General features: G+C 64.6%; 21 protein-coding genes and 1 tRNA gene. 17 read left to right on the top strand and 5 right to left on the bottom strand.

The genetic code is table 11. The features are described from left to right. From RBA40_RS19050 to RBA40_RS19020, 7 genes are all read left to right on the top strand, one after another. Complete coding sequence (locus RBA40_RS19050; protein WP_306649335.1) at positions 1 to 876, top strand: 2-dehydro-3-deoxygalactonokinase; 876 nt, start codon at positions 1 to 3, stop codon at positions 874 to 876. Positions 877 to 878: 2 nt separating this feature from the next. Further along, entirely contained in the window at positions 879 to 1502 is a 624-nt protein-coding gene (locus RBA40_RS19045; protein ID WP_306649334.1) for a 2-dehydro-3-deoxy-6-phosphogalactonate aldolase, read from the top strand. 91 nt (positions 1503 to 1593) lie between these two features. Then, positions 1594 to 2358: an SDR family NAD(P)-dependent oxidoreductase gene (locus RBA40_RS19040; protein WP_306649333.1), complete on the top strand. Its 765-nt coding sequence runs from the start codon at positions 1594 to 1596 to the stop codon at positions 2356 to 2358. A gap of 91 nt (positions 2359 to 2449) precedes the next feature. After that, on the top strand, positions 2450 to 2875 hold the full coding sequence (locus tag RBA40_RS19035) for a 4-fold beta flower protein (RefSeq protein WP_306649332.1): 426 nt from the start codon (positions 2450 to 2452) through the stop codon (positions 2873 to 2875). Between the two features lie 137 nt (positions 2876 to 3012). Beyond that, positions 3013 to 5544: a hybrid sensor histidine kinase/response regulator gene (locus RBA40_RS19030; RefSeq protein WP_306649331.1), complete on the top strand. Its 2532-nt coding sequence runs from the start codon at positions 3013 to 3015 to the stop codon at positions 5542 to 5544. Positions 5545 to 5660: 116 nt separating this feature from the next. Then, a complete protein-coding gene (locus tag RBA40_RS19025; protein ID WP_306649330.1) occupies positions 5661 to 6614 on the top strand; it encodes a diacylglycerol/lipid kinase family protein in 954 nt (317 codons plus the stop codon). A gap of 111 nt (positions 6615 to 6725) precedes the next feature. Next, positions 6726 to 7403: an ion channel gene (locus RBA40_RS19020; RefSeq protein WP_306649328.1), complete on the top strand. Its 678-nt coding sequence runs from the start codon at positions 6726 to 6728 to the stop codon at positions 7401 to 7403. Here the strand turns inward: RBA40_RS19020 and RBA40_RS19015 are convergent. The 4 genes from RBA40_RS19015 to RBA40_RS19000 all read right to left on the bottom strand — a co-directional run bounded on the left by RBA40_RS19015 (position 7400) and on the right by RBA40_RS19000 (position 13881). Next, positions 7400 to 8821 (bottom strand): aminotransferase-like domain-containing protein, encoded by a 1422-nt coding sequence (locus RBA40_RS19015; RefSeq protein ID WP_306649327.1) that lies wholly within the window; start codon positions 8819 to 8821, stop codon positions 7400 to 7402. The two genes, RBA40_RS19020 and RBA40_RS19015, sit on opposite strands and share 4 nt — an antisense overlap. Positions 8822 to 9312: 491 nt before the next feature. Next, positions 9313 to 10524 carry a cation:proton antiporter gene (locus RBA40_RS19010; protein WP_306649326.1) on the bottom strand — a complete coding sequence of 404 codons (1212 nt, stop codon included), beginning with the start codon at positions 10522 to 10524 and terminating at the stop codon, positions 9313 to 9315. Positions 10525 to 10771: 247 nt separating this feature from the next. Next, complete coding sequence (locus tag RBA40_RS19005; protein WP_306649325.1) at positions 10772 to 11542, bottom strand: hypothetical protein; 771 nt, start codon at positions 11540 to 11542, stop codon at positions 10772 to 10774. Between the two features lie 206 nt (positions 11543 to 11748). Continuing rightward, on the bottom strand, positions 11749 to 13881 hold the full coding sequence (locus RBA40_RS19000) for a DUF6055 domain-containing protein (RefSeq protein WP_306649324.1): 2133 nt from the start codon (positions 13879 to 13881) through the stop codon (positions 11749 to 11751). Positions 13882 to 14106: 225 nt separating this feature from the next. Between RBA40_RS19000 and RBA40_RS18995 the strand changes: the two genes are divergently transcribed. The 6 genes from RBA40_RS18995 to RBA40_RS18970 all read left to right on the top strand — a co-directional run bounded on the left by RBA40_RS18995 (position 14107) and on the right by RBA40_RS18970 (position 19102). Next, positions 14107 to 14193: transfer RNA gene (locus RBA40_RS18995), tRNA-Leu, on the top strand. A 167-nt stretch (positions 14194 to 14360) separates the two neighbouring features. Beyond that, the gene (locus RBA40_RS18990) at positions 14361 to 15026 is read left to right on the top strand and encodes an RNA ligase family protein (protein WP_306649323.1); all 666 of its coding nucleotides are present in this window, start codon (positions 14361 to 14363) and stop codon (positions 15024 to 15026) included. Continuing rightward, complete coding sequence (locus RBA40_RS18985; protein WP_306649322.1) at positions 14996 to 15385, top strand: hypothetical protein; 390 nt, start codon at positions 14996 to 14998, stop codon at positions 15383 to 15385. Before RBA40_RS18990 ends, RBA40_RS18985 begins: the two co-directional genes overlap by 31 nt. Positions 15386 to 15480: 95 nt before the next feature. Next, positions 15481 to 16278 (top strand): hypothetical protein, encoded by a 798-nt coding sequence (locus RBA40_RS18980; RefSeq protein WP_306649321.1) that lies wholly within the window; start codon positions 15481 to 15483, stop codon positions 16276 to 16278. 49 nt (positions 16279 to 16327) lie between these two features. Continuing rightward, positions 16328 to 18532: an acylase gene (locus RBA40_RS18975; protein WP_306649320.1), complete on the top strand. Its 2205-nt coding sequence runs from the start codon at positions 16328 to 16330 to the stop codon at positions 18530 to 18532. A 33-nt stretch (positions 18533 to 18565) separates the two neighbouring features. Next, the gene (locus RBA40_RS18970; RefSeq protein WP_374710521.1) at positions 18566 to 19102 is read left to right on the top strand and encodes a sugar O-acetyltransferase; all 537 of its coding nucleotides are present in this window, start codon (positions 18566 to 18568) and stop codon (positions 19100 to 19102) included. Here the strand turns inward: RBA40_RS18970 and RBA40_RS18965 are convergent. Continuing rightward, the gene (locus tag RBA40_RS18965; protein ID WP_306649318.1) at positions 19085 to 19990 is read right to left on the bottom strand and encodes a LysR family transcriptional regulator; all 906 of its coding nucleotides are present in this window, start codon (positions 19988 to 19990) and stop codon (positions 19085 to 19087) included. The two genes, RBA40_RS18970 and RBA40_RS18965, sit on opposite strands and share 18 nt — an antisense overlap. 102 nt (positions 19991 to 20092) lie before the next feature. Between RBA40_RS18965 and RBA40_RS18960 the strand changes: the two genes are divergently transcribed. The 4 genes from RBA40_RS18960 (at position 20093) to RBA40_RS18945 (ending at position 23155) form a co-directional block, all read left to right on the top strand. Further along, positions 20093 to 21160, top strand: a complete 1068-nt coding sequence (locus tag RBA40_RS18960; protein ID WP_306649317.1) for an alkene reductase — start codon at positions 20093 to 20095, stop codon at positions 21158 to 21160. Continuing rightward, on the top strand, positions 21157 to 22089 hold the full coding sequence (locus RBA40_RS18955) for an NADP-dependent oxidoreductase (RefSeq protein ID WP_306649316.1): 933 nt from the start codon (positions 21157 to 21159) through the stop codon (positions 22087 to 22089). Before RBA40_RS18960 ends, RBA40_RS18955 begins: the two co-directional genes overlap by 4 nt. Positions 22090 to 22152: 63 nt before the next feature. After that, a complete protein-coding gene (locus RBA40_RS18950) occupies positions 22153 to 22704 on the top strand; it encodes a thymidine kinase (RefSeq protein ID WP_099882787.1) in 552 nt (183 codons plus the stop codon). Positions 22705 to 22732: 28 nt separating this feature from the next. After that, positions 22733 to 23155: a DUF7684 family protein gene (locus RBA40_RS18945; protein WP_306649315.1), complete on the top strand. Its 423-nt coding sequence runs from the start codon at positions 22733 to 22735 to the stop codon at positions 23153 to 23155. The last annotated feature ends 15 nt before the right edge of the window (positions 23156 to 23170 follow it).

Raw genomic sequence — 23170 nt, 5'->3', positions numbered from 1 at the left:
ATGCATACGCAACTACTTGGTATCGACTGGGGAACCAGCAACCGCCGCGCCTATCTTGTCGGACGCGACGGCAAGTGTCTGGCGCGCCATGCGGACGACCAGGGCATGCTGGCCGTCGGCGGCGACTTCGCCGGCTCGCTGGCGGCGCTACGCGCCAGCATGAACGTCGGCGCCTCTATGCCGGTGGTCATGTCCGGCATGGTCGGTTCGGCCAGCGGCTGGCAGGAAGTGCCGTATCTCGATACCAGCGTGCCGCTGACCGCGCTGCCGGCCCACCTGGCGCCTGTGGCGGGCCACCCCGGCTGCTTCATCGTGCCCGGCTACTGCACGCGCGATGGCGCGGTCGACGTGATGCGCGGCGAAGAGACGCAACTGCTCGGCGCCGCCGGGCGCGGCCTGAGCGACGGCTGGGTGGTGCTGCCGGGGACCCACAGCAAGTGGGTTTTCCTGCGCAGCGGCCGCGTCGACCAGCTGGTGACCTACATGACCGGCGAACTGTTCTCGATGCTGGCCGCCGGCGGCACGCTGGCCGCACTGATGGCCGCCGGCCCGGACGACGACAGCGCCTTTGCCGCCGGCCTGCAGGAAGCGCGGCGCGCGCGGCCGCTGTCGAACGCGCTGTTCGGCGTGCGCGCGCGCGTGGTGTCGAAGACCATGGCGGCGGCGCAGACGCGCTCGTTCGTCAGCGGCCTGCTGATCGGCACCGAGTTCGTGGCGGCGCAGGGCCATGCCGACAGCGCCATCGACATCATCGCTTCGCCCGCGCTCAGTGCGCGCTACGAGAGCGCGGCCGAGCACTACGGCATGCCGGCGCGCGCGCACGATCCGGACGAGGTTTACCTGGCCGCGCTGGCCCACTTTTTTGAAAGGCTCTGATCATGGACCTGACCCAATTCAATCCCCCGCTGGTCGCCATCTTGCGTGGCCTGCAAGCGCGTGACGCCGAGGCAGCCGGCGCAGCCCTGTTCGGGGCCGGCTTTCGCCTGCTCGAAGTGCCGCTCAACCGCCCCGGCGCGCTCGCATCGATCGCGCTGCTCGCGCGCATGGCGCCGGCGGGCGCCATTGTCGGCGGCGGCACCATGCTCAGCGTGGCCGATGTGGACGCCGTGCATGCGGCCGGCGGACGCATGCTGGTCGCGCCGAACTGCAACGCGGCCGTGATCGCGCGCGCGGCGGCGCTGGGCATGCTGTGCGCGCCCGGCGTGGCAACGCCCAGCGAAGCGTTCGACGCGCTCGGCGCCGGCGCCCACGCGCTCAAGATCTTCCCGGCCGAGATGGTCGGCTACGCCGGCCTGAAAGCCTTCAAGACCGTGCTCCCGCCGGGCACGCCCCTGTGGCCGGTCGGCGGCGTGTCGCCGGAAACCATGCCTGCCTGGGTCGCGGCCGGGGCCACCGGTTTCGGCATCGGCGGCGCCTTGTATGCGCCTGGCGTGACGCCCGACGAACTGGGGGCGCGGGCTGCGGCGTTCGTCGCCGCGTGGCAGTCCACCCAGGCCAGCTAGCGGCAGCGGGGCATGCCGCGTGCATGAACAGTCAAAGCGCATCAGCAGCATAGGCAGCATCAGCGCTCAACAACAAGAAAAAGGAAACACCATGGAATTTGCGAATTACCCGAGCCTGGCCGGCAAGGCCGTCTTCGTGACCGGCGGCGGTTCGGGCATCGGGGCCGATATCGTGGCCGCCTTTGCGCGCCAGGGCGCACGCGTGGCGTTCGCGGACCGCGATATCGCCTCGTCCACCGAGCTGGTCGACGGCCTGGCCGGCACGGTGGCGCATACGCCGTACTTCATCGGCTGCGACCTGTCCGATATCGATGCGCTACGCGCCAGCGTGAAGGCGGCGGGCGAGAAGCTGGGCGACTTCGATGTGCTGGTCAACAATACCGCCAACGACGAGCGCCACGATTTCCTGCAGGTCAGTCCGGAATACTTCGACGACAAGGTCGCGATCAACCTCAAGGTCGCGTTCTTCGCGGCCCAGGCGGTGATGGAAGGCATGCAGCGGCGCGGCGGCGGGGCCATCATCAATCTTGGCTCGACCGGCTGGAAGAACAAGGTGGCCGGCTATCCGGTGTACGCGGCAAGCAAGTCGGCCGTGAACGGCCTCACGCGCAGCCTGGCGCGCGAATTCGGCAAGAGCGGCATCCGCGTCAACACGCTCACGCCGGGCTGGGTCATGACCCCGCGCCAGCTCGACAAATGGGTCGACCCGGCCGGCGAGCGCGCCATGGATGAACACCAGTGCCTGCCGGGACGCATCGTCGGGCAGGATGTGGCCAGCATGGCGCTGTTCCTGGGCGCGCGCGACAGCCGCATGATGACGGCCCAGGAATTCGTCGTCGACGCCGGCTGGACCTGATTCCACGATCATTTCAACGGTGCGCCAAGTTGCGAATATTACAAGTTAAAATCAATGGAAGGAACAACAAGACGCATTGAGGGGATGATTTTTGCTTACTTGGCTATATGACGAGGCGGGCAGGGCGTCCGCCATCCTGGACGAATTCTGCTTGCGCACCATCGGCGGCGACCCGGCCGGTTTCGTGTTCGGCTTGAGCGCGTTTTCGCTCAAGGGCGAGCACATCGGCTGGTTCGAAGATGGGGTGTTCTACGATGTCGAGAACCGCATCCTCGGCTTCCTGGCGGGCGCCAGGGGCATGGCGCGCGACGTTCCGATACTGTTGCCGCCACCGCCCGAGCCGGCCTTGCGCAAGCGCCCGAACGTGCCGACCCTGCGCGCGCGCCCGCTGCGCCGGGCCGCCGGCGGCTGGTCGCGCCACGTGCTGCTCGACTACGTCGATACCAGCGCCGCCTTGGCGCCTGTGTCTGCGCTGCTGCCCGCGGCGCGCACCGCACTCAATGATCTCCCGGGCTGATCGCGCGCGGGTGTTGTCATCCGCCGACGTTGGACAAACGGTACGTCACATGTCGTTACATAATGATACGATCACGCATGCGCCACTGCTTTACCGTGCGCGTGCTTCATTATCGGCGACAACAACCCGGGCACTGGATGCGTCTGACATTTGATTTCCTCTCCAACGGCGGAGAACTCGGCGCCCTGATGCGCGCCAAGGACTGGAGCACCACTCCCCTAGGTCCCCCCGAACACTGGCCAACGCTGCTCAAAAGCACGATCCGCCTGATCCTCACCTCCCGCCATCCGATGTTCCTGTGGTGGGGCGGCGAGCTGGTGCAGTTCTATAACGACGCCTACCGGCTGACCATGGGTCCGGAGCGCCATCCGTGTGCCTTGGGCCAGCGCGGGCGCGATTGCTGGGAAGAAATCTGGCCCATTATCGGCCCGCAGATCGAGACGGTCATGGCCGGCGGCGGCAGCACCTGGCATGAAGACCAGCTGGTCCCGGTCACGCGCCACGGCAAGCGCGAGGATGTCTGGTGGACTTACGGCTACAGCCCGATCGAAGACCACGACGGCGTGCACGGCGTGCTGGTGGTGTGCAACGACGTCACGCCCCAGCACAACGCCAAGGCGGCGCTGGAGCGGATGAACCTGGTCCTGACCGAACAGATCGCCCAGCGAGAGCAGGCGCAGCGGCTCGAAGCCATCCAGACCGGACAGCGCCTGCGCGCCGAACAGGCCCTGCGCGAGCAGCGCGAAGCCGAAACTACGCGCCTGCGTTCGCTGTTCGAGCAGGCGCACGGCTTCATGTGCATCCTGCGCGGTCCGGAGCATGTGTTTGAATTTGCCAATTCGGCTTACCTGCGCCTGGTGGGCGAGCGTCCGCTGATCGGCAAGAGCGTGCGCGAGGCGCTGCCCGACGTCGTCGGCCAGGGATTTTTCGAGCTGCTCGACGCGGTGTATGCCAGTGGCAAGCCATACAAGGCGGGCGACCTGCGCATCGAACTGCGCATGGCGCCCGGCAGCGAGCCGGTCCAGGCCTACATCGACTTCGTGTACCAGCCGATCATCGAAGACGGCAGCGTGAGCGGCATTTTCGTGCAGGGCTTCGACGTCACCGACCGCACCATGGCGCGCCAGGCACTGCAGCGCAGCGAACTGCGCCTGAAGGAAGGCATGAAAGTGGCGCGCATGGTGGTGTGGGACTGGGACCTGGCCAGCAATGAGGTCTTGTTTTCCGATAACGCGCCCGAACTGTTCGGCGAAAACTGGACCGACATGCGCAGTCTGTGGGATTTTCTCGATCCCGCCGATCTGCAAAGGATGGAACTTGCGCGCAGCGAGGCGATCAAATCGAATGGCAGCTACGGCGAGGTAGTGCGCCTGCGCCGGCCCGACAATGGCCAGATTGTCTGGCTGCAGGTGTACGCCACCGTGGTGGCGGACGATGCCGGCAATGCGAAGTGCATACGCGGCGTGTCGATCGATGTCAGCGCCCGCAAGCGCGCCGAGGAATCGTTGCGCGAAGCGGGGCGCCACAAGGATGAATTCCTGGCGATGCTGTCGCACGAGCTGCGCAATCCGCTCGCGCCGATCCGTTCGGCCGCGCACTTGCTGGCCATGGCGCCAGAGAATGCCTCGCGCGTGAAGATGTCGAGCGTCATCATCGAACGCCAGGTCAACCATATGACGAGCCTGATCAACGATCTGCTCGACGTGTCGCGTGTCAACACGGGGCTGGTGGTGCTCGACAAGCAACTGATCGACCTGCACCAGGTGGTGCTGGAATCGGTAGAGCAAACCCAGCCGCTCATTTCCGAGCGCGGCCACGTGCTCAGCCTCGACGTGCCGGGCGAGGGCGAGGTGGCGGTGTGGGGCGACCGCAAGCGGCTGGTGCAGGTGCTGACCAACCTGCTGCACAATGCGGCCAAGTACACGCAGCCGGGTGGACGCATCATGCTCGAGATCAGCCATCAAGCCGACACGGTCGAGCTGCACGTGCGCGACAACGGCATTGGCCTCGATGCCGTGCTGATGCCGCACATTTTTGACCTGTTCACGCAGGAAAAACGCTCGTCCGACCGTTCCCAGGGCGGGCTGGGCCTGGGACTGGCGCTGGTGCGCAGTCTGGTATCGCTGCATGGCGGCCATGTGACGGCGGCCAGCCCGGGACTGGGGGAGGGCGCGACCTTCTCGGTATACCTGCAAAAGCACGCCGCGCCCAGCGGGGCCGGCGGTTCCGGCCGCGGACCCGGCTACCATGCGGGCGAAGGGCTGCGCCTGATGCTGGTCGACGACAACAAGGATGCCGCGAACGCCATGGCCATGGTGCTGGAGTCGGCCGGCCACGTGGTGATGGTCGAGCACGATCCGCATCGGGCGCTGGAAAGCGTGGGCAGCTTCGGGCCGGACGCTTGCCTGCTCGACATCGGCCTGCCCGGCATGGACGGCAACGAACTGGCGCGCCGGCTCAGGGCCAGCTCGCACGCGCGCGCCGCCACCCTGATCGCCGTGACCGGCTACGGCAACAAATACGACAAGGCCAGCGCGGTGCAGGCCGGTTTCGACCATTATTTCGTCAAGCCGGCCAACACGGCCGAGCTGATCGGCGTGCTGGCCCGGATCAAGCCGGTTGCCAGCGCCAACCAGGCGATAGCGGTCGAGGCGGGAGCGCACGGCTGACGGCGCGCATGCGAGGTGGGTAAAGGCCGCGCGCGGCGCGCCATTTGGCGTATCGAAAGCGCAACATCGCAGGCCCGATGGTAAAGTTTGGCATCGTTCATCTTTTGTCAGCCCACATGCCCGCGCCGCTTTTTATCATTCTCAATGCCGGATCTGGTCACGCGGAGACCGAACTCCAGCGTACAACCATCGAAGACCTGCTCACCGCCGCCGGACGCGAGTTCGAACTGGCCGTGGTCGAGCAAGCCAGCGAGCTGGCCGGCATCGCCGGGCACATGGCCGCGCGCGCACGCGACACCGGTGGCGTGCTGGTCGCCGCCGGCGGGGACGGCACCATCAACACCGTCGCGCGCGCGGCGGTGGACAGCGGCTGCCAGTTCGGCGTGCTGCCGCAGGGCACCTTCAACTATTTCGGCCGCACCCACCAGATTCCGGAAGACCTGGCCGAGGCCGTGCAGGCGCTGCTGACGGCGCGCGTGGAGCCGGTGCAGGTGGGGCTGGTCAACGATAAGGTCTTCCTGGTCAACGCCAGCATCGGCCTGTATCCCAAGCTGCTCGAAGAGCGCGAGATCGACAAGAAACAGTACGGACGCAGCCGCCTGGTGGCGCTGCTGTCGGCCCTCAAGACGGTGCTCGGTTCCTACCGGCATTTGCACATCACAGTCGAGCTCAACGGCAAGACGCGCACCCTGCGCACCTCCACCCTGTTCGTCGGCAACAACCGCTTGCAGATGGAGCAGGTCGGCATCGCGCCGCTGGCCGAGCGCATCGAGGATGGCAAGCTGGCCGCGCTGGCGCCCCAGGTGGTGGGCAAGTTCGGCATGCTGGCCCTGCTGCTGCGCGGCGCGCTCGGGCGCCTGGGCGACTCGCCCGATTTGCACGCCTTCGGCCTGACCAGCATGACGGTCAAGCAGCGTGGGCTGGTTGGGCGGCGCCGCATCAAGGTCGCCATCGATGGCGAAGTGACGCATCTGAATGCGCCGCTGGTGTTCCGCGTGCTGGAAGGGCAGCTGTTGCTGCTCAAACCCGCGCCGGCGGCGGACCGGGAGCCGCTGGCGCTCGCTTCCTGAGGCGTCGTCGTCCGCGCGCGCCTGTTACTTTGCAGCGATTTCGTGCACGTGGTGGACAGCGCGCGTATTGACTGGTCTACAATGCCGTCTTTCCGTACGACTTTTTTGACCATGAACGCTTTCAGCCTGATGCGCAGCACCCACCGCCACCCGTCCGCCATCCTGCTGATGGTGCAACTGCTCGGCATGCTGCTGTACCCCTTCATCGAATCGACGCCGAGCGGGCTGGTGGTGTTCAACGCCTTCGGCATCGTCGTCCTCGGCTTCACCACGCGCATGGTGCGGCGCACGCCCGGCCACGCCTGGATCAGTGCCGGCATCGCCTTGCCGATCATCGTGCTGCTGGTGCTGCAGATGGTCTTCGGGCGCGAGGGCCTGCTGCCATGGTCGTCGGCGCTCGAAGCGCTGTTCTACTTCTACGCCGCGGCCAGCCTGATTGCCTACATGATGGAAGACCGCCTCGCCACCACCGACGAACTGTTCGCCGCCGGCGCCACTTTTACCCTGATCGCGTGGGGCTTCACCCACCTGTTCGTGCTGGTGCAGGCCATGCATCCCGGGACCTACGCGGCCGCCGTCAACGCGGCCGATGCGCGCACCTGGACCGAACTCAATTACCTCAGCTTCGCGCTGCTCTCGAGCACCGGCATCGGCGACGTGATTCCGCTCACGGCGCATGCGCGCGCGCTGGCCAGCGTCGAAATGTTCGTCGGCCTGATTTACCTGGCGGCGGTGGTCTCGCGCCTGATCGGGTTCACGCTGCAGCAGACCAAGGACGGGCGCGACTAGCGTGTCAGCTGCGCCTGCACGATGCCCCCGACGGTGGCCAGTGCCGCCTCGGCGCGCGCGTCCCACGCATGGCCGTAGTTCAGGCGCAGGCAGTTTTCAAACCCCGGCTGCGGCGAAAAGATCGGTCCCGGCGCGACGCTGATGCCCTGCGCCAGCGCGGCCGCGTGCACCGCCAGCGCATCGACTTCGCCCGGCAACTCCAGCCATAACAGATAGCCGCCCTTGGGCCGCGTGACGCGTGTGCCCACTGGGAAGTGGAGGCGCACGGCCTCCATGAACAGTGCCTGCTGCGAAGCGAGCGTATGGCGCAGCAGGCGCAGATGGCGGTCGTAGCCGCCTTTTTCCACGTACAGCGCCAGCGCGCCCTGGGCCGGAGCGCAAGTGGTCAGGGTGCTGGCCAGCTTCTGGCGCGCCAGCTGGCGCGTGAAGCGTCCGCCCGCCACCCAGCCGACCCGGTAGCCAGGCGCCAGGCATTTCGAGAACGACGAGCAGTGCATCACCAGGCCCTCGGTATCGAAGGCCTTGGCCGGCAGCGGGCGCTTGTCGCCGAAATAGAGCTCGCCGAAGACATCGTCCTCGATCAGCGGCACCTGGTAGCGCGCCAGCAGGCGCACCAGGTCGCGCTTTTTCTCGTCCGGCATCAGGCTGCCGAGGGGATTCTGGAAGTTCGTCATCAGCCAGCAGGCTTTGGGGCGGTGCCGTTCGAGCGCGCGTTCGGCCGCGGCCAGGTCCATGCCGTCGCGCGGGTGGGTCGGCACCGCGATCGCCTCCAGGCCCTGGCGCTCGATCGCCTGCAGCGAGCCGTAAAAGGCGGGCGATTCGATCAGCACCGCGTCGCCCGGGCGCGCCACCGCCATCAGGCACAGGCTCAATGCTTCCAGCGCGCCGTTGGTGACGACGATATCGTCGGTGTGCACGGTCATCCCGTCGATCAGGTAGCGCAGCGAGATCTGGCGCCGCAGGCGCGCGTTGCCGGGCGTCAGATCGTCGACGCTGGCCCACGGGTCGAGCTGCTGCACGCTGGTGCTCATCACCCGCGCCAGGCGCGCCAGCGGGAACAGCAGCGGGCTGGGAAAGGCCGAGCCGAACGGCACCACGTCGCGCCGCATGGTGGTTTCGAGCAGGTCGAACACGCGTTCGCTCATGGCGATCGGCAGCGCATCTTCGGCCGGGCGCGAGGCCGTATCCGGTTCCGGCGGCAGGCGCGCGGCGCCGACGCTGACGAAATATCCCGAGCGCTCGCGGGCCTGCACCAGGCCCTGGGCCTCCAGCGTGTAATAGGCTTCGAAGACGGTGGCCGGGCTCACGCCGCGGCTGGCGCTGGTCTTGCGTACCGACGGCAAGCGGTCGCCCGGCTGCAGCACGCCGCTGAGGATCGATTCGGAGATATCGCGCGCGAGCGCTTCGTAAAGTTTCATGGTGCGGGCAGGGCCAGGCGGGGCGAGGTGGGGGAAGTGCTGCATCTTAAATCATATTTCCCCGGCTGGCGTTCCCAGCGGCATGGGGTGGTTCTGGTCATTTATTGCTGACGTCGATGCATTGCCTTGCTATTGCTACGCGCGCCCGCGCCCGCTGACAAGCCAACGTCGCCCAACCGGGGTCAGAGCTCTGATTAGCAATTAATTGCAGAGTCGGCAATGAATCCCGTTTTTGTGAGGCGCGACGGCCATTGATTGAACAAAATTTGGGGAAAGCCCGGATTGTTCGTCGTCGTGCGGGAAATGTTTCGAGTCAGAGCTCTGACCCCGGTTGGGAAATCACGGGAAATGTTTCGAGTCAGAGCTCTGACCCCGGTTGGGAAATCATGACATCGAGTAATGGGGCCGCGGCATTGACGGACGCCTGGCGCATCCGATCGAGCCGCACAGCGTGCTCGAGAGCATGCGCACGACCTTCTGAGGACGCGCCGTCAGGTATTGCGGAAGATGATTTCCTTCATCTGCTGCAGGCGCGGGTAGACCACCGGCACCGTCAGCATGGTACTGGCGATCGCCATCAGGAGCAGGGCGGTGAAGGTTTCGCTGGTGATGATCTGTTTGTCGAGCAGGATGTTGACGAAGATGATCATGATCAGCGCCTTGGTCTGCAGCAGCCAGCCGATGATGCCCGCTTCGCCCTTTTTCCAATTGAGGATGCGCCCCGCAATATGCGCGCCAATCAGTTTGCCGCCGACCGAGGCCACCAGCAGCGCACCGGCGGCGATGAAAACCGCGGCGCTGCCCATGTCCCAGTTGGTGCGCAGCCCGGTGCTGAGGAAGTACACCGGCATGATCGCCAGCAGCACGTGGTGGCGCATCAGGTCCATCTTGGCCTGGTCGAACCAGTGCGCATCCATCACCGCGCCGGCCAGGAAGGCGCCGACCATGAAGTGCAGGCCGGCCCAGTCGGCGCCGAAGCCGCACAGCGCGAGCCAGATCAGGCCGACGTACCAGCGGTCGCGTTCCGGCAGCCAGACCATCAGGCGGCGGTAGCCGACCGTGGCGATGCCGAAGGCGAGCAAAAAACCGACCTGGCGCCCGACCCGGTCCCAGTCGAGCAGGATCAGGGCGAGCACGCCCCAGATGGCGATGTCGTCCAGGCTGGCGTAGCGCAGGATGCGCTGGCCGATCGGCTGGCGCAGGATGTCGAGCTTTTCCATCAGCAGGATCAGGATCGGCAGCGCCGTGACCGCGCAGGCCATGCCGACGCCGACCACGAATTGCCAGGTCATCGCCTTGGGCCCGATCCAGCCCGCGTAGCCGAGCATGCCGGCCGCGACCGCCGCGCCGAAGACCAGCGGCACGCCCAGGGCCAGGCTCGATGTGATGGTCGTTTCGCGGCGGTGGGCCCAGGCTTGCTTGAGGTCGAGCTCGATGCCGGCGATCATCACGAAGATCATCACCGCCCACCACGCAATCCCGTTCATGGCCAGCATGACGGACGGGTTGAAGATGAATTTGTAGTAATCCGGATAAATCGCCCCCATCACGCCCGGTCCGAGCAGCACGCCGGTGATGATCTGCACCACCACCAGTGGCGCGTAATAGTCGGTCTTGCAGACCCGCCAGACGAGATAGGGAATGGAGAAAATAAGGAGCATCGCGAGGAGAAAGATCTCCGTCGTGTTCATGGCTGTGTGCATGGGGCTGTCTCGTTCTTGTTGTGGTTTGCGCGCGAGTGTGGTCCTCGCGCTGCTTGTGTGCCCCTGCAAAAAAAACCGTGTAGTAAAATTTCAGAAAAGGGTGAGCTCATGCTAGCTCAACAATTGAGTAAGTTCAACAACTATGTTGCGAAGGTATTGATCAGAGGCTCGTCATCGTCGTGAATGCGGATGCAAACAGCGATAGCGGGGAGCAGCCGCCCCCCGGTGCGCAGTGCGGCTGCGTGCCTTATGGATTTTCCGCAGGCGTGGTTGTGATGGCTTGGTCGACGATATACTCAATGCCTTCACTGTCGGCTTTCAGCACGCGCAAGCGCAAGCCCTTGAAACCGATCTTGGTCGGGCCGTTGGGATTGAGTTCGTACGACAAATCCTGGTTGAACGCCGGCCGCGCCATATTATTCATGAACTCCCGATAGGCTATCTTCACTTCACCTTTGCTCACGCCCTGGTACAGCACCTCGACATGGAAAGCATCTTTATAGGCTTCTACCTTGTCCGTTCCTTCCACGCTGTACTCGACTGGAGAAGCCAGAGGAAAATAGACGTCATACATGGCAAATGTCGAGGCATCGAAAACCCCTTTGCCTTCCCGGTCAACCAGGCAGGCGCTGACATTATTGTTACCGAACAGGAGACCTTTGAAACCGCCCGAATCCGCGGTCGTGCAAATCATTGGGACTGTTTTGTTACGTAAAACGAGGTCGCTCGCAAAGCCAGCCTTGAGGGCCAGTTTGTAGCCGCGCTCCATTTCGCTCTGCACATCTTGTTTGATCACCGCACGGTAGGTGGTCGACTTCTTTTCCGACTGTACGACATATAGCGGCGAGCCGATTTCGGCCTTCGAGACCTGGCCCAAGGCCGGCTTGATCGTGGTCGTTACCTCGGTGGCGATCTTGGGCAGCGGGGTACCTGCTCGTTGCGGCGCCGCCGATGCGACGCTGTGGAGAGATAAACCGGCAATCAGGAAGTTCCGCAGCGTCAGGTGGGTGTTCATCATTCTCCAAAGTGGTAAGGTAAAATCGGATGTTGCTTTGCGTAAATTGTATCATTGCCAAAGTTTCACAAGCCGATGTTAGGGAGAAGGATGGTCCGCTTGAAAGCCTTTATTGAGCGCTGGAGTCTGAGACGCGCAGATGTACCGGCCCCACCGCCTGCTGCGGCGATGAGGCTGGGCTTCGTATTACAGATGCCGCGAGGTGCCGATCATGGCTGCCACACCGGCCGGGCCTTGGTGTTGATGTCGTTAGCCGACCCCACGGTGGACGTGGCGTCGACGAATCCCGACCGGTTCCCGGAGCTGAGATTGAGGCCCGTTCCGCGGTACTCCACATCGCCGTACAGGTTCAAGGTGCCGGATGCGACCTGGGCGCGCTCGAAGAAACCGAGCGGATAGAAGGTAGTGCGTACCTGCGCCGAGCCGCCCACGATAAACGCGTTGTCGCCATTGTTGCCCCTCTCGCCGATGACGCTCAAGCCGCCCACCGTCCCACCCGATACCGTGCCGTTGGCGATGATGGCCTGGTCTTCGATGCGGGCATTGCCCGTCACCGAGTTACCCGCAAGTACCGTGGCATACGGGCCGACATAAACGCTCGCCGGTGTCGTCGACGGCGCGCAGCCGCCGCCGTTGGCGTGACGCGCGGTGCCCGATGGGCAGGGGTCGCGCTGGCCGTTCTGGAAGCCCTGCGGCCAGGCGTTGGCCAGTTCGATCATGTAGGGGTAGCGCCAGATGCTCCCGTACTCCTGTTCGGCGACGATGGTCTTGAACACCGCCGGCGTGGCCGTCACCACCAGGAACAGCGGCTCGCCCGCATTGACCTTGTAGGTCAGGTTGGCGTCCAGGCCCTTCTGCAAGGCGCTGTAGCGCGGCGCGGTGAACTGCGCATTGGTGGCCACCAGGCCCCAGCGGAAATCGGCGTCGGATCCGGGCTGGTTCACGCCGCGGAACTTGACGGTGACCGTCGTGGCGCCGCTGGCCGGATACAGGCGCACCACGTTGTAGCCGAATCGCTGCGGCGCGCCGTAGTGCGGCGAGACGAAGCGGCGGTTGCTGGTCCAGTTGGTGTCGAGCGATTCGAGCGGCATCAGACGGTGCAAGCGCTCGGACTTGTCGGTCTGGGTGATACTGCCGTAGGCGTTGCGGAAGGCGTCGGGCGTGGCCTTGTAGTCCCACGTCACGTTGTGCATGGCCCAGTCGCCGAAAAAGTCGTTGAGCTGGGAGATGCTCCATCCGCGCGACTTCTGGATGTTGGTGAATGGGTCCGGGCCCGGGGTGGTGAAGATCTGGTTGGTCGCGGCCGGGCACTGTTTATCCTTCAGGAACTCCATGAACTGCCAGTTGCAGTAGCGGTCGCGGGTCGATCCGAGGTACAGGTGCGGCGCGTTGACCAGCATCTCGGAGCAGTGAGTCTCGTTCTTGTATTCAGGGAGCTGGTGCGGCGTGTAGTTCGCGTGGCTCTCGGCGATCCAGCCGCAGGTGTTCGAATCCGGGCAGCCAAGGCCGCCGTTGTAGGCCATCCAGAACTGCCAGGCGTGGGTGAACTCGTGGGTCAGGCCCCAGTGATCCTTCAGGGCGCCGGGGCCGATCCACATGCCGACGCGGTCGGGCGCCCAGCCGCCGGCGGTCAGGCCGTCGGTTGAATGAATGTGGATCGAGGGCTTGATCTTGTTTGCCGTGTTGTAGAACGGCTCGGGCATGAACAGATTGCTGTTGAAGAGGTTCTGCCATACCGTGTTTTCAAGCGTGTTCACCGCCAGATTGAGGTCGGCGTCGGACACCGTTTCGTCGGAGTAGAAGGCAAAGTGCGCCGACTCCTTGACCAGCCGGTAGTTGGCGCGGTCGGGGGAGGGGCCGCCCGCGGTCCAGGTGCCGGCTGTGGTGGCGGGCTTGCCGCTGTCGCAGCCTGTGGCCCACACGGTCGTCGTGGTGCCTGCGTCGACGACCGGCGTCGGCGTTGGTGTAGGGGTTGGAGTCGGAGTTGGCGTTGGAGTCGGCGTTGGAGTCGGCGTTGGTGTCGGAGTCGGAGTCGGAGTCGGCGTCGGTGTTGGTGTCGGCGTTACCGGGCCAATCGCACAGTACTTCTTTTTGCCCACGATCGGATCGCCGAAGGTCGCGTTGGTGCACGCTACATTGCCGGACAGGCTCTTGGTGACCCACTTGTTGCTGGCGCCGTAAGAAACGGATCGCTTGCTGGCGCCGACGACACAGGTTCCATTCTCGGCGGCGCACTTCGTGTAACCGCTCGGCCAATCGGCGGCGAACACCTGTGTTGAAGCGCCACAGGCCAGCAACGCGGTGGCGCTGGCAATCAAGGTTTTGCGAATGAAATTGGTCATTTGTCTCTCTATTGTTATTCAAAGATAAATTGTATGTTATCAGATGACTTGTATATTATGTAACTATTTATCGACTGTGGCATGAAATTTCCCCGCCAAGTGCACATTTCCCGCTCAGGCCCACGGCAATTGGACAATTGCTGCCGGTGACGCGAGCGCATTGCCCGGCTATTCCCGGTAAAAGTGGCCGTATCGACCACATCCTGTGCTAGAATCTCGCCCGCTGCCCGGATGGTGAAACTGGTAGACACCCGAGACTTAAAATCTCGTGCTCGTAAGGGCGTGCCGGTTCGATTCCGGCTCCGGGCACCAGCAATGGCGGGGTTTTGAAGTCTTCAAAGCCCCGCCACCTTTTTCGCGAACGCAGGTCTGTTCCGCAAAATCCCCTTTTTATCCCTGACCGATCCGCCGCGCCGGCGTCGTGAGTTGTGCTGACGCTCAACATCGACTTCTAACTGTCAGTTGGTGTAAAAACAACAATGATCCCATTTCCCTCGATTAAGCAGTTTCGTGATGTCATCCGGAATGTGCGCAACAAGGCCCACTTTGTCGGGCTCGATGCAGCCGGGGAGCCCGTCTACGACAACCGTCGGCCTGTTTTGGCATTGCGTTTTCGCGGTTCGGTGAAGCTGCACGGCAGTAATGCCGCTGTTGTGTTCGGGCCAAGCGGCATCGGCTTCCAGTCGCGCGAGCGCGTGCTGACGCTGGAAGACGACAACTTTGGCTTCCATGCTCATATGAGCGGGCACATGGACGAGCTGCGGCGTATCGTCGGCCTCATTGCCACGCAGGCGCAGGTTTCCCTGTCGTCAGACACGCAGATTGTCATGTACGGCGAGTGGTGCGGCGGCACGATTCAGAAGAAGGTCGCCCTGACGAGGCTGCCGACCATGTTCGTCGTTTTCGCGGTATGGATTGACGGCAACTGGTACGACGTCGATACATTGGACTGCCTGATCAGCGAGCCGGCGCGTATTCGCAGCATCGCCGACTTTCCCCAGTACGACATGGTGATCGACTTTGCGCAGCCCGCCCTGGCCCAGGCATGTTGGGTGACATCACCCGCGCCGTCGAGCTGCGCTGTCCGGCAGGGTTGGCGCTTGGCCAGGAGGGCGTGGGCGAGGGCGTCGTATGGCGATGTCTAGATGACCCGGGCTCGGACTACTGGTTCAAGGTCAAGGGCCAGAAGCATTCCGCCTCGCGCGTGACGAAGCTGGCGGCCGTCAGCGTCGAGAAGATCGCAAAAAGATCGGACTTCGTCGCCATGGCAGTGAGCGAGGCGCGCCTGAGCCAGGGCCTTCACAATCTCATTCACGAGCAGCGCAAGCCGTTCGACCTGTCCGGCATGGCCGATTTCATTCGCTGGGTGGTTCTCGACGTGATGAAGGAGGAGGCGGACACGATCAGCGCGAATGGTTTTGACGCGCGCAAACTGGGCGAGCCAATCGCCGCCGTCGCGCGCCGCTGGTACTGCGCACAGCTGGCCGACGCCCCCGGATCCTGAACGATCCGCTTCGCATTCCCCTTGCCCACGGGATGGTGTAGCATTCGTGGCGGCGCGCCGCAGTCCGGCCGCCGCAGTACTTACAAGGACACGAATTGAACATCACTATCAACGAGGAACTGCGTTCCTTCATCGACCCGCTCACCGCCAACGAATACGCCGCGCTCGAACGCAGCCTGCTGGCCGAGGGCTGCCGCGACGCCCTGGTTTTGTGGAACGATGTGCTCATCGACGGCCACAATCGCTACGAAATCTGCCAGAAGCACAACATCGAATTCAAAACCGTGCAGAACGCGACCTTCGCCACGCTCGACGACGTGATGCTGTGGATGATCGATAATCACCTTGCGCGCCGCAGCGTGTCCGACTACCAGCGCGGCGTGCTCGCCCTGCGCAAGAAGGATATCGTCGCCGCCCGCGTGGCGCAGCGCGCCGCCGAACCGGAGCAGAAGGCTGCCACGCAGGACGCGGCGGATGCGCCGAAGGTGCCCGAATCGCCGCCCTGGAACACGCGCGAAGACGTGGCCAAGGCCGCGCGCGTGTCGAGCAATACCATCAGCCAGATCGAACGCATCCAGAAGGCGGCCACGCCGCAGCTGGTCGAAGCGGTGCGTTCGGGGACCATCTCGATCAACGCCGCCGCCAACGTGGCCTCGCTGCCCGAATCGGTGCAGATTGCGGCCGTCGCCGGCGGACGCAAGGAACTGCAGCAGGCAGCGCGCCAGGTGCGCGAGCAAAAGGCTTCGAGCCGGCCGCCGAAAGAGCCGGCAGCCGATGCCGAGACCGAACTGCGCGCCCAGGTAGCTACCCTGCGCGGCAAGGTCGACGCCCTGAGCGCCGAAAACCAGGCCCTCAAGGAGCGCCTCGCGGCCCTGGGCGACAGCGGCGAGTAGCAGCGCGGGCGGCAGCCTCGCATTCCCATTTTCGTCAGGAGATTCATCGATGTTTCGACCCATTCTCGTCTCGACACTGCTAGGCTGCGCCACCCTCGGCGCCACGCTGTCGGCCGGCGCAGCGCCTGAAACCCGCGCCGGCGTATCGTCCGAACAGGCGCGCTGGAACAAGATCGCCAGGCGCGTGACCATCATGCGCGACAAGTGGGGCATTCCCCACGTGTTCGGCAAGACCGACGCCGACGCCGTCTTCGGCCTGCTGTACGCGCAGGCGGAGGACGATTTCAGCCGGGTCGAACTCAATTACATCAACGCGCTGGGCCGCCTGGCGGAAGTCGAGGGAGAGGCCGAAATCTGGCGCGACCTGCGCATGAAGATGTACATCACGCCGCAGGACATGAAGGCCAAATACGCGGCCAGTCCGGCGTGGCTCAAGAAGCTCATGGTCGCCTTTGCCGATGGCCTGAACTTTTACCTGCACACCCATCCCGCGGTCAAGCCGCGCCTGATCACGCATTTCGAGCCGTGGATGGCGCTCGCGTTCAGCGAAGGCAGCATCGGCGGCGACATCGAATCGATCAACCTCAAGGACCTGGAACAGTTCTATGGCAAGAAGAGCGCGCTGGCGCTGGCCGACGCGCCCAATGCACTCGACAAGGAACCGCGTGGCTCGAACGGCTTTGCCATCGCGCCGAAACTGAGCGCCTCCGGGCGCGCGCTCCTGCTGATCAACCCGCACACCTCGTTCTACTTCCGCCCCGAGGTCCACGTCGTCAGCGACGAGGGCCTGAACGCGTACGGCGCCGTAACCTGGGGCCAGTTCTTCGTCTACCAGGGCTTCAACGACAAGGCAGGCTGGATGCACACCTCGGGCGGCGGCGACGTGATCGACGAGTATCTCGAAACGGTGACCGAAAAAGACGGCAAGTACGTCTACAAATACGGCAGCGGGGAGCGCGCGCTGCGCGAAGTGAAGGTAACGCTGCCTTACAAGACCGACAGCGGCATGGCCAGCAAGACCGTCACCGCCTACTTCAGCCACCACGGCCCGGTGGTGCGCGAGGAGGGCGGCAAGTGGGTGTCGGTCAAGCTGATGGAGGAGCCGCTCAAGGCGCTGATGCAGTCTTACACGCGCACCAAGGCCCGCAATTACAAGCAGTTCCGCAAGTCGATGGAGCTGCGCACCAACTCGTCGAACAATACCGTGTATGCGGATGGTGACGGCAACATCGCCTACTTCCACGGGAACTTCCTGCCCCGGCGCGATACCGCCTTCGACTGGAAAAAGCCGGTCGACGGCAGCAATCCGGCCACCGAATGGCGAGGCTTGCACGCCATCGACGAGACCATCACGCTGTTCAATCCCGCCAGCGGCTGGATCCAGAACACCAACAACTGGCCGTTCGCCGCCTCGGGCACCAGCAGTCCGCGCCAGCAGGACTATCCCTTGTATATGTGGTCGCTGCCGGAAAACGCGCGCGGCCTGCATGCCGTGGCCGTGCTGGAAAAGCGCAAGGACTTCACCCTCGATAGCCTGATCGCCGCAGCCTACGACAGCCACCTGACCGCCTTCGATCCGCTGATCGCCTCTTTGTCCGCGGCGTATGACGAACTGCCGGCGGGCGACGCGCTCAAGACGCAGCTGGCGCCGCAGATGGCTGCCCTGCGCGCGTGGGACCGGCGCTACAGCGTGTCATCGGTAGCGGCCTCGCTCGCCATTTACTGGGGCCAGGACATGGTCGAGAAGGCGTCAGGCGCGGCCAAGTTGAAGGGCGTGCCGACGGTCGACTATATTCGCGACAGCCTTACGCCGGCCGAGCGCCTGCAGGCGCTGGTGCGCGCCACGGCCAAGCTGGAAGCCGATTTCGGCACCTGGCAGACGCCCTGGGGCGACATCAACCGCTTCCAGCGCATCAGCGGCGACGTCAGGCAGCAGTACGACGACGCCAAGCCGAGTTATCCGGTGGCGTTCGCGTCGGCCAGCTGGGGTTCGCTGGCGGCTTTCGGGATGGTGGCGCCGCAAAGGACCAAACGCATTTACGGGGACCGTGGCAACAGTTTCGTGGCGGCCGTGGAGTTCGGGCCGCGCGTGCGCGCCAAGAGCATTCTGGCGGGTGGCAACAGCAGCAATCCGGCCTCGCCGCATTTCAGCGACCAGGCCGAGATGTACAGCAAGGGCCAGTTCAAGGACGTGCTGTTCTACAAGGCGGATATCGAGAAGCAGCTCGAACGCAAATACCATCCCGGCCAATAGGAGCTTCAAGTGACTCTGAGCGAAAAACAGAAAATGCTGGCCGGCGAGGCGTTCAGCTTCGGCGACCCGGAAATCCAGGCCGACGACGCGGCGGCAAGGGCGTGGATGGTGCGCTACAACGCGGCGCTGGCCGAACCGGCGTCGGCGCGCCGCGTTCTGCTGGCCGAGCAGCTCGGCGAGGTGGGCGAGGGTGCTTTGATCCGTCCGCCGTTTCACTGCGATTACGGCTACAACATCCGCCTCGGCAAAGGCGTTTTCCTGAACTTTAACTGCGTGATTCTCGATGTCGCCGGCGTGAGCATCGGTGACGGCACGCAGATCGGGCCGGCCGTGCAGATCTACACGGCGGACCATCCGCGCGACCCGGCGCAGCGCAGCGCGGGCCTGGTGTTCGGCCGTCCGGTCGGCATCGGCCGCAATGTGTGGATCGGCGGCGGCGCCATCATCCTGCCCGGCGTGACCATCGGTGACGATGCCATCATCGGTGCCGGCAGCGTGGTCACGCGCGACGTGCCGGCCGGCTCCACGGCGCTCGGCAACCCTGCACGGCTGCTAGCGCCGCACCACTGAGTCCTGCCCGCCCAGACGCGCCTTCAGGAAATCGACGAAGAGCCGGGTGCGCGCCGACAGCAGGCGCGTATCGGTAATGGCGTGTACCGGGATCGGCGCCAGGCTCCATTGCGGCAGCACCCGCTCGAGCAGCCCTGACGCCAGTTCCGCGCGGGCGATCACGTTGTCGAGGACTGCGATGCCGGCCCCCTGGGCCGCCAGCGCGCGGCTCAGCCCCATGCTGTTCAACCTGAAGCGTGACGCGATCGGCACAGCCATGCTCTCCGCGCCATTGAAAAGTACCCATCCGTCCTGCTTGACGCCCCCGGCGACGCACAATGTGTGATGCGCCAGGTCCTCGGGATGGGCCAGCGGCGGCGCTTGATCGAGATAAGCGGGCGACGCATATAAATGGCGCTCCAGCAGCGCGAGCTGGCGCGCGACCAGGGTCGATGGCGCGGCCGGAGCAGGCCCCATGCGGATTGCGAGGTCGAACGGTTCGGCCAGCAGGTCGACCCGGCGCGCGCCGGCATCGAGTTCAAAGTCGATCATCGGGTAGGCTCGGGCAAATTCGGCCAGCACCGGTGCCAGATAGTTGATGGCAAAGTCCACCGGCATCGAGATGCGCAGCGTGCCGCTCGGGTGGGCCGCCTCGCCGCGCAGCGCTTCGTGCGCCACGTTGGCTTCTTCCACGATGCCCTGGCAGCGGTTGAAGTAAGCCTCGCCGGCCTCGGTCAGCTCGACCCGGCGCGTTGAGCGGTGCAGCAGCCGCACGCCGATTTCCTTTTCCAGCGCGGCGATATTGCGCGAGAGCGTGGAACTCGACATGCCCAGGGTATCGGCCGCCTTGCGGAAATTTTTCGTCCGCGCGACTTCCACGTAGAGATGCATGTAGTTAAGCAGTTGCATGTCGATTGCTCCGTTTATGCATCAGTGAATCCCATTCGTGGCTATTTATCGCATTGACGCATCAATGTACCATGGGTTCTCACTCAGCCAAAAGGGAATCAGATGAACACGCTATTCACCCCGCTCGAACTCGGCCACCTCACCTTGCCTAACCGCGTCGTCATGGCGCCCATGACCCGTTCGCGCGCCGACGCTGCCAGCGGCGTGCCTTCCGCGGCGACCATCACCTATTACGAACAGCGCGCCGACGCCGGCCTGTTGATCACCGAAGGCACCTGGCCCGGCCCGATGGGCAAGGGTTACGTGCGCACGCCCGGCATTCATAACGGCGAACAGATCGCCGCGTGGAAGAAGGTCACCGATGCGGTGCACGGCAAAGGTGGGCGGATCTTCATGCAGCTGATGCATTGCGGGCGCATCTCGCATCCGACGCTGCTGCCGGACGGCGCCGCGCCCGTGGCGCCATCCGCGATCAAGGCGACCGGCACGGTCTATACCGACGCCGGACCGCTGGAACTGGCGCAGCCGCACGCGCTGACCACCAGCGAGGTGCAGCAGGTCGTCGAGGAGTACCGCGTGGCGACCCGCAACGCCCTCGCCGCAGGCTTCGACGGGGTCGAACTGCACGCGGCATCGGGCTATTTGCCGGAGCAGTTCCTGTCCTCGTCGACCAATGAGCGCACCGACCAATATGGCGGCTCGGTCGAAAACCGGGCACGCTTCATTCTCGACGTGCTGGCCGCGATGGTGAGCGAAGCCGGTGGCGAGCGGGTCGGGATCAAGATCTCGCCTGAGATGGGCTTTAACGACATCAGCGACGCCACGCCGCAGGAGACCTACCGCTATCTGGTGCAGCAACTGGCGCCGCTTAAACTGGCCTACCTGCACGTGGCGCTGTTCAAGACGTCGTTCGACTACCATGCGGCGCTGCGGCCCCTGTTTGCCGGCGCCTACCTGCACGGTGGCGGACTGGCGAAACCGGGCGCCGAAGCCGTCATCGGCGAGCAGCGTGCCGACGCCGCGGTGTTCGGTGGCCTGTATCTGGCCAATCCCGATCTGGTGCAGCGCTTCCGCCTGGACGCGCCGCTCAACACGCCCGACCAGTCGACCTTTTATTCGCCCGGACCGGCAGGCTACACCGATTACCCGACGCTGGGAGAAGCAGCATGAGCCGCGCCGTTCGCATTCACGGTTACGGCGGCGCCGACGTTGTGCAGGTTGACCAGATCGACGTACCCGCGCCGGGCGCCGGCGAGGTGCTGGTAAAGGTGCACGCGGCCGGCGTCAATGCGCTGGACTGGAAGATCCGCCAGGGATACCTGCAGGCGGCGTTCCCGCTGCCGCTGCCCGCAACGCTCGGCATCGAACTGGCTGGCGAGGTGATGGCGCTCGGCGCTGGCGTGACCGGGTTTGCGCCGGGCGACCGGGTCATGGGCCCGTTGGGCAGGCTTGGCGCCTATGCCGACGTGGTCGCGATTGCGGCGGACAAGCTGGCGCTGGTGCCGCAGGCGATGGATTTCACGCAGGCCGCGGCGCTGCCGGTGGCCAGCCTGACCGCGTGGCAGGCTTTGCGCGCCGCCGGCCCGCTGCGGCCCGGCCAGCAGGTGCTGATCCACGGCGCGGCCGGCGGAGTAGGCAGCTTCGCGGTGCAGTTTGCAAAGGCGGCGGGCGCCGTGGTGGTGGCGACAGCGTCGGCCTCGAGCCGCGAGCATGTCCTGGCACTGGGCGCCGACCGCGTCATCGACCGCCACGCCGAACGCTTCGAGGAGCAGGTGCGCGGTGTCGACCTGGTGCTCGACCTGGTCGGCGGCGATGCGCTGGAGCGCTCCTGGCAGGTGCTCGCCGACGGCGGCGCCATCGTCAGCACGGCCGCGCCGGACATCGTAGGGCGCGCACCCGCCGGACAGCGCGGCCTGTGGTTCATGATGGTGCCGCACCAGCAGCAGCTGACCGAGATCGCCGCGATGGTGGCCGCAGGCAGCCTGCGCTCGACCATCGCCAGGGTGGTCGCCTTCGATGCCCTGGCGCAGGCGATGGAGGAATCCCACAGCGGCCATGCGCCCGGAAAGGTCGTCGTCGATTTCACTCGCTTATGCTAAGGTGCAACAAGCAGGGCGGTTGCGCTTGCTATAATGACGCGCTTCAATTGGTGGGAACACGCAGTGGCAAAACTTTATTTCAGGTATTCGGCGATGAACGCCGGCAAATCGACAGCACTGCTGCAGGTCGCGCATAACTATGAAGAGCAGGGCCAGCAGGTCAAGCTGTACACGGCCGCGATCGACAGCCGCTATGGCGTGGGGCAGGTTACATCACGCCTGGGGCCGCAGCGCGAAGTCGATATGTTCGATGGCGCGACCGATTTCCTGAACGATGCGCCGCGCGTGGCTTGCGTGCTGGTCGACGAAGCGCAGTTTTTATCGACCGCCCAGGTGCAGCAATTGCACCAGCTGGCGCAAATCAGGGGCGTGCCGGTGATTTGCTACGGCTTGCGCAGCGATTTTCGCGGCGAGCCGTTTCCGGGGTCGGCCTATTTACTGGCGCTGGCCGACGATATCGAAGAATTGAAAAATATCTGCACCTGCGGCAAGAAAGCCACGATGAATATTCGCGTGGACGGGCAGGGCAAGCGGATCAGGGAAGGCGAGCAGGTCAGTATTGGCGGAAACGAGCAGTACCGCCAGGCTTGCGGCCGGTGTTTTTACGCGGGCTAGAAAGCCCCGTGGGTAAGGAGGTGTTTGCATGTCTCATCCCGTCACCTATATTCATCTTGCGCCGGGCGATACGCCCAGCGGGCGCGTGCAGCCGGCGCCGTACAAAATGGTGGTCGTCGCCGATGCCGCCGTGCCGCCGGAATGGCAATCGCAGGTCAGCGACTGGATTGTCAAATCCGGTTGCCGCTACATGATCGCATGGGGCGTCGATTGCAGTTCCTGGGACGACGCGGTCGATATGGCCAATATCGAAGCGTTCGACTTCGGCGATATCCCCGACCAGCACTTCATTCCCACTTCGTGGCACGTGGACGATCCGATCGAGGAGGTGTTCGGCTTTTGCAAGCACGATGCGGCGCATCCGGTGGTCGAACTGAAGCAGACGGTCCTGTTGCATATTGCCGACGCGGCAAACGAGGAAGCGCTGCTGCAACTCTATGCGGCAGCATAAATCCGCCGTGTCGTG

It is taken from the genome of Massilia pseudoviolaceinigra, from assembly GCF_030846505.1.
Lineage (GTDB): Bacteria > Pseudomonadota > Gammaproteobacteria > Burkholderiales > Burkholderiaceae_D > Telluria_A > Telluria_A violaceinigra.
Note: the sequence above shows the minus strand (reverse complement) of the source record. Positions and strands in the feature narration are given on the sequence as shown.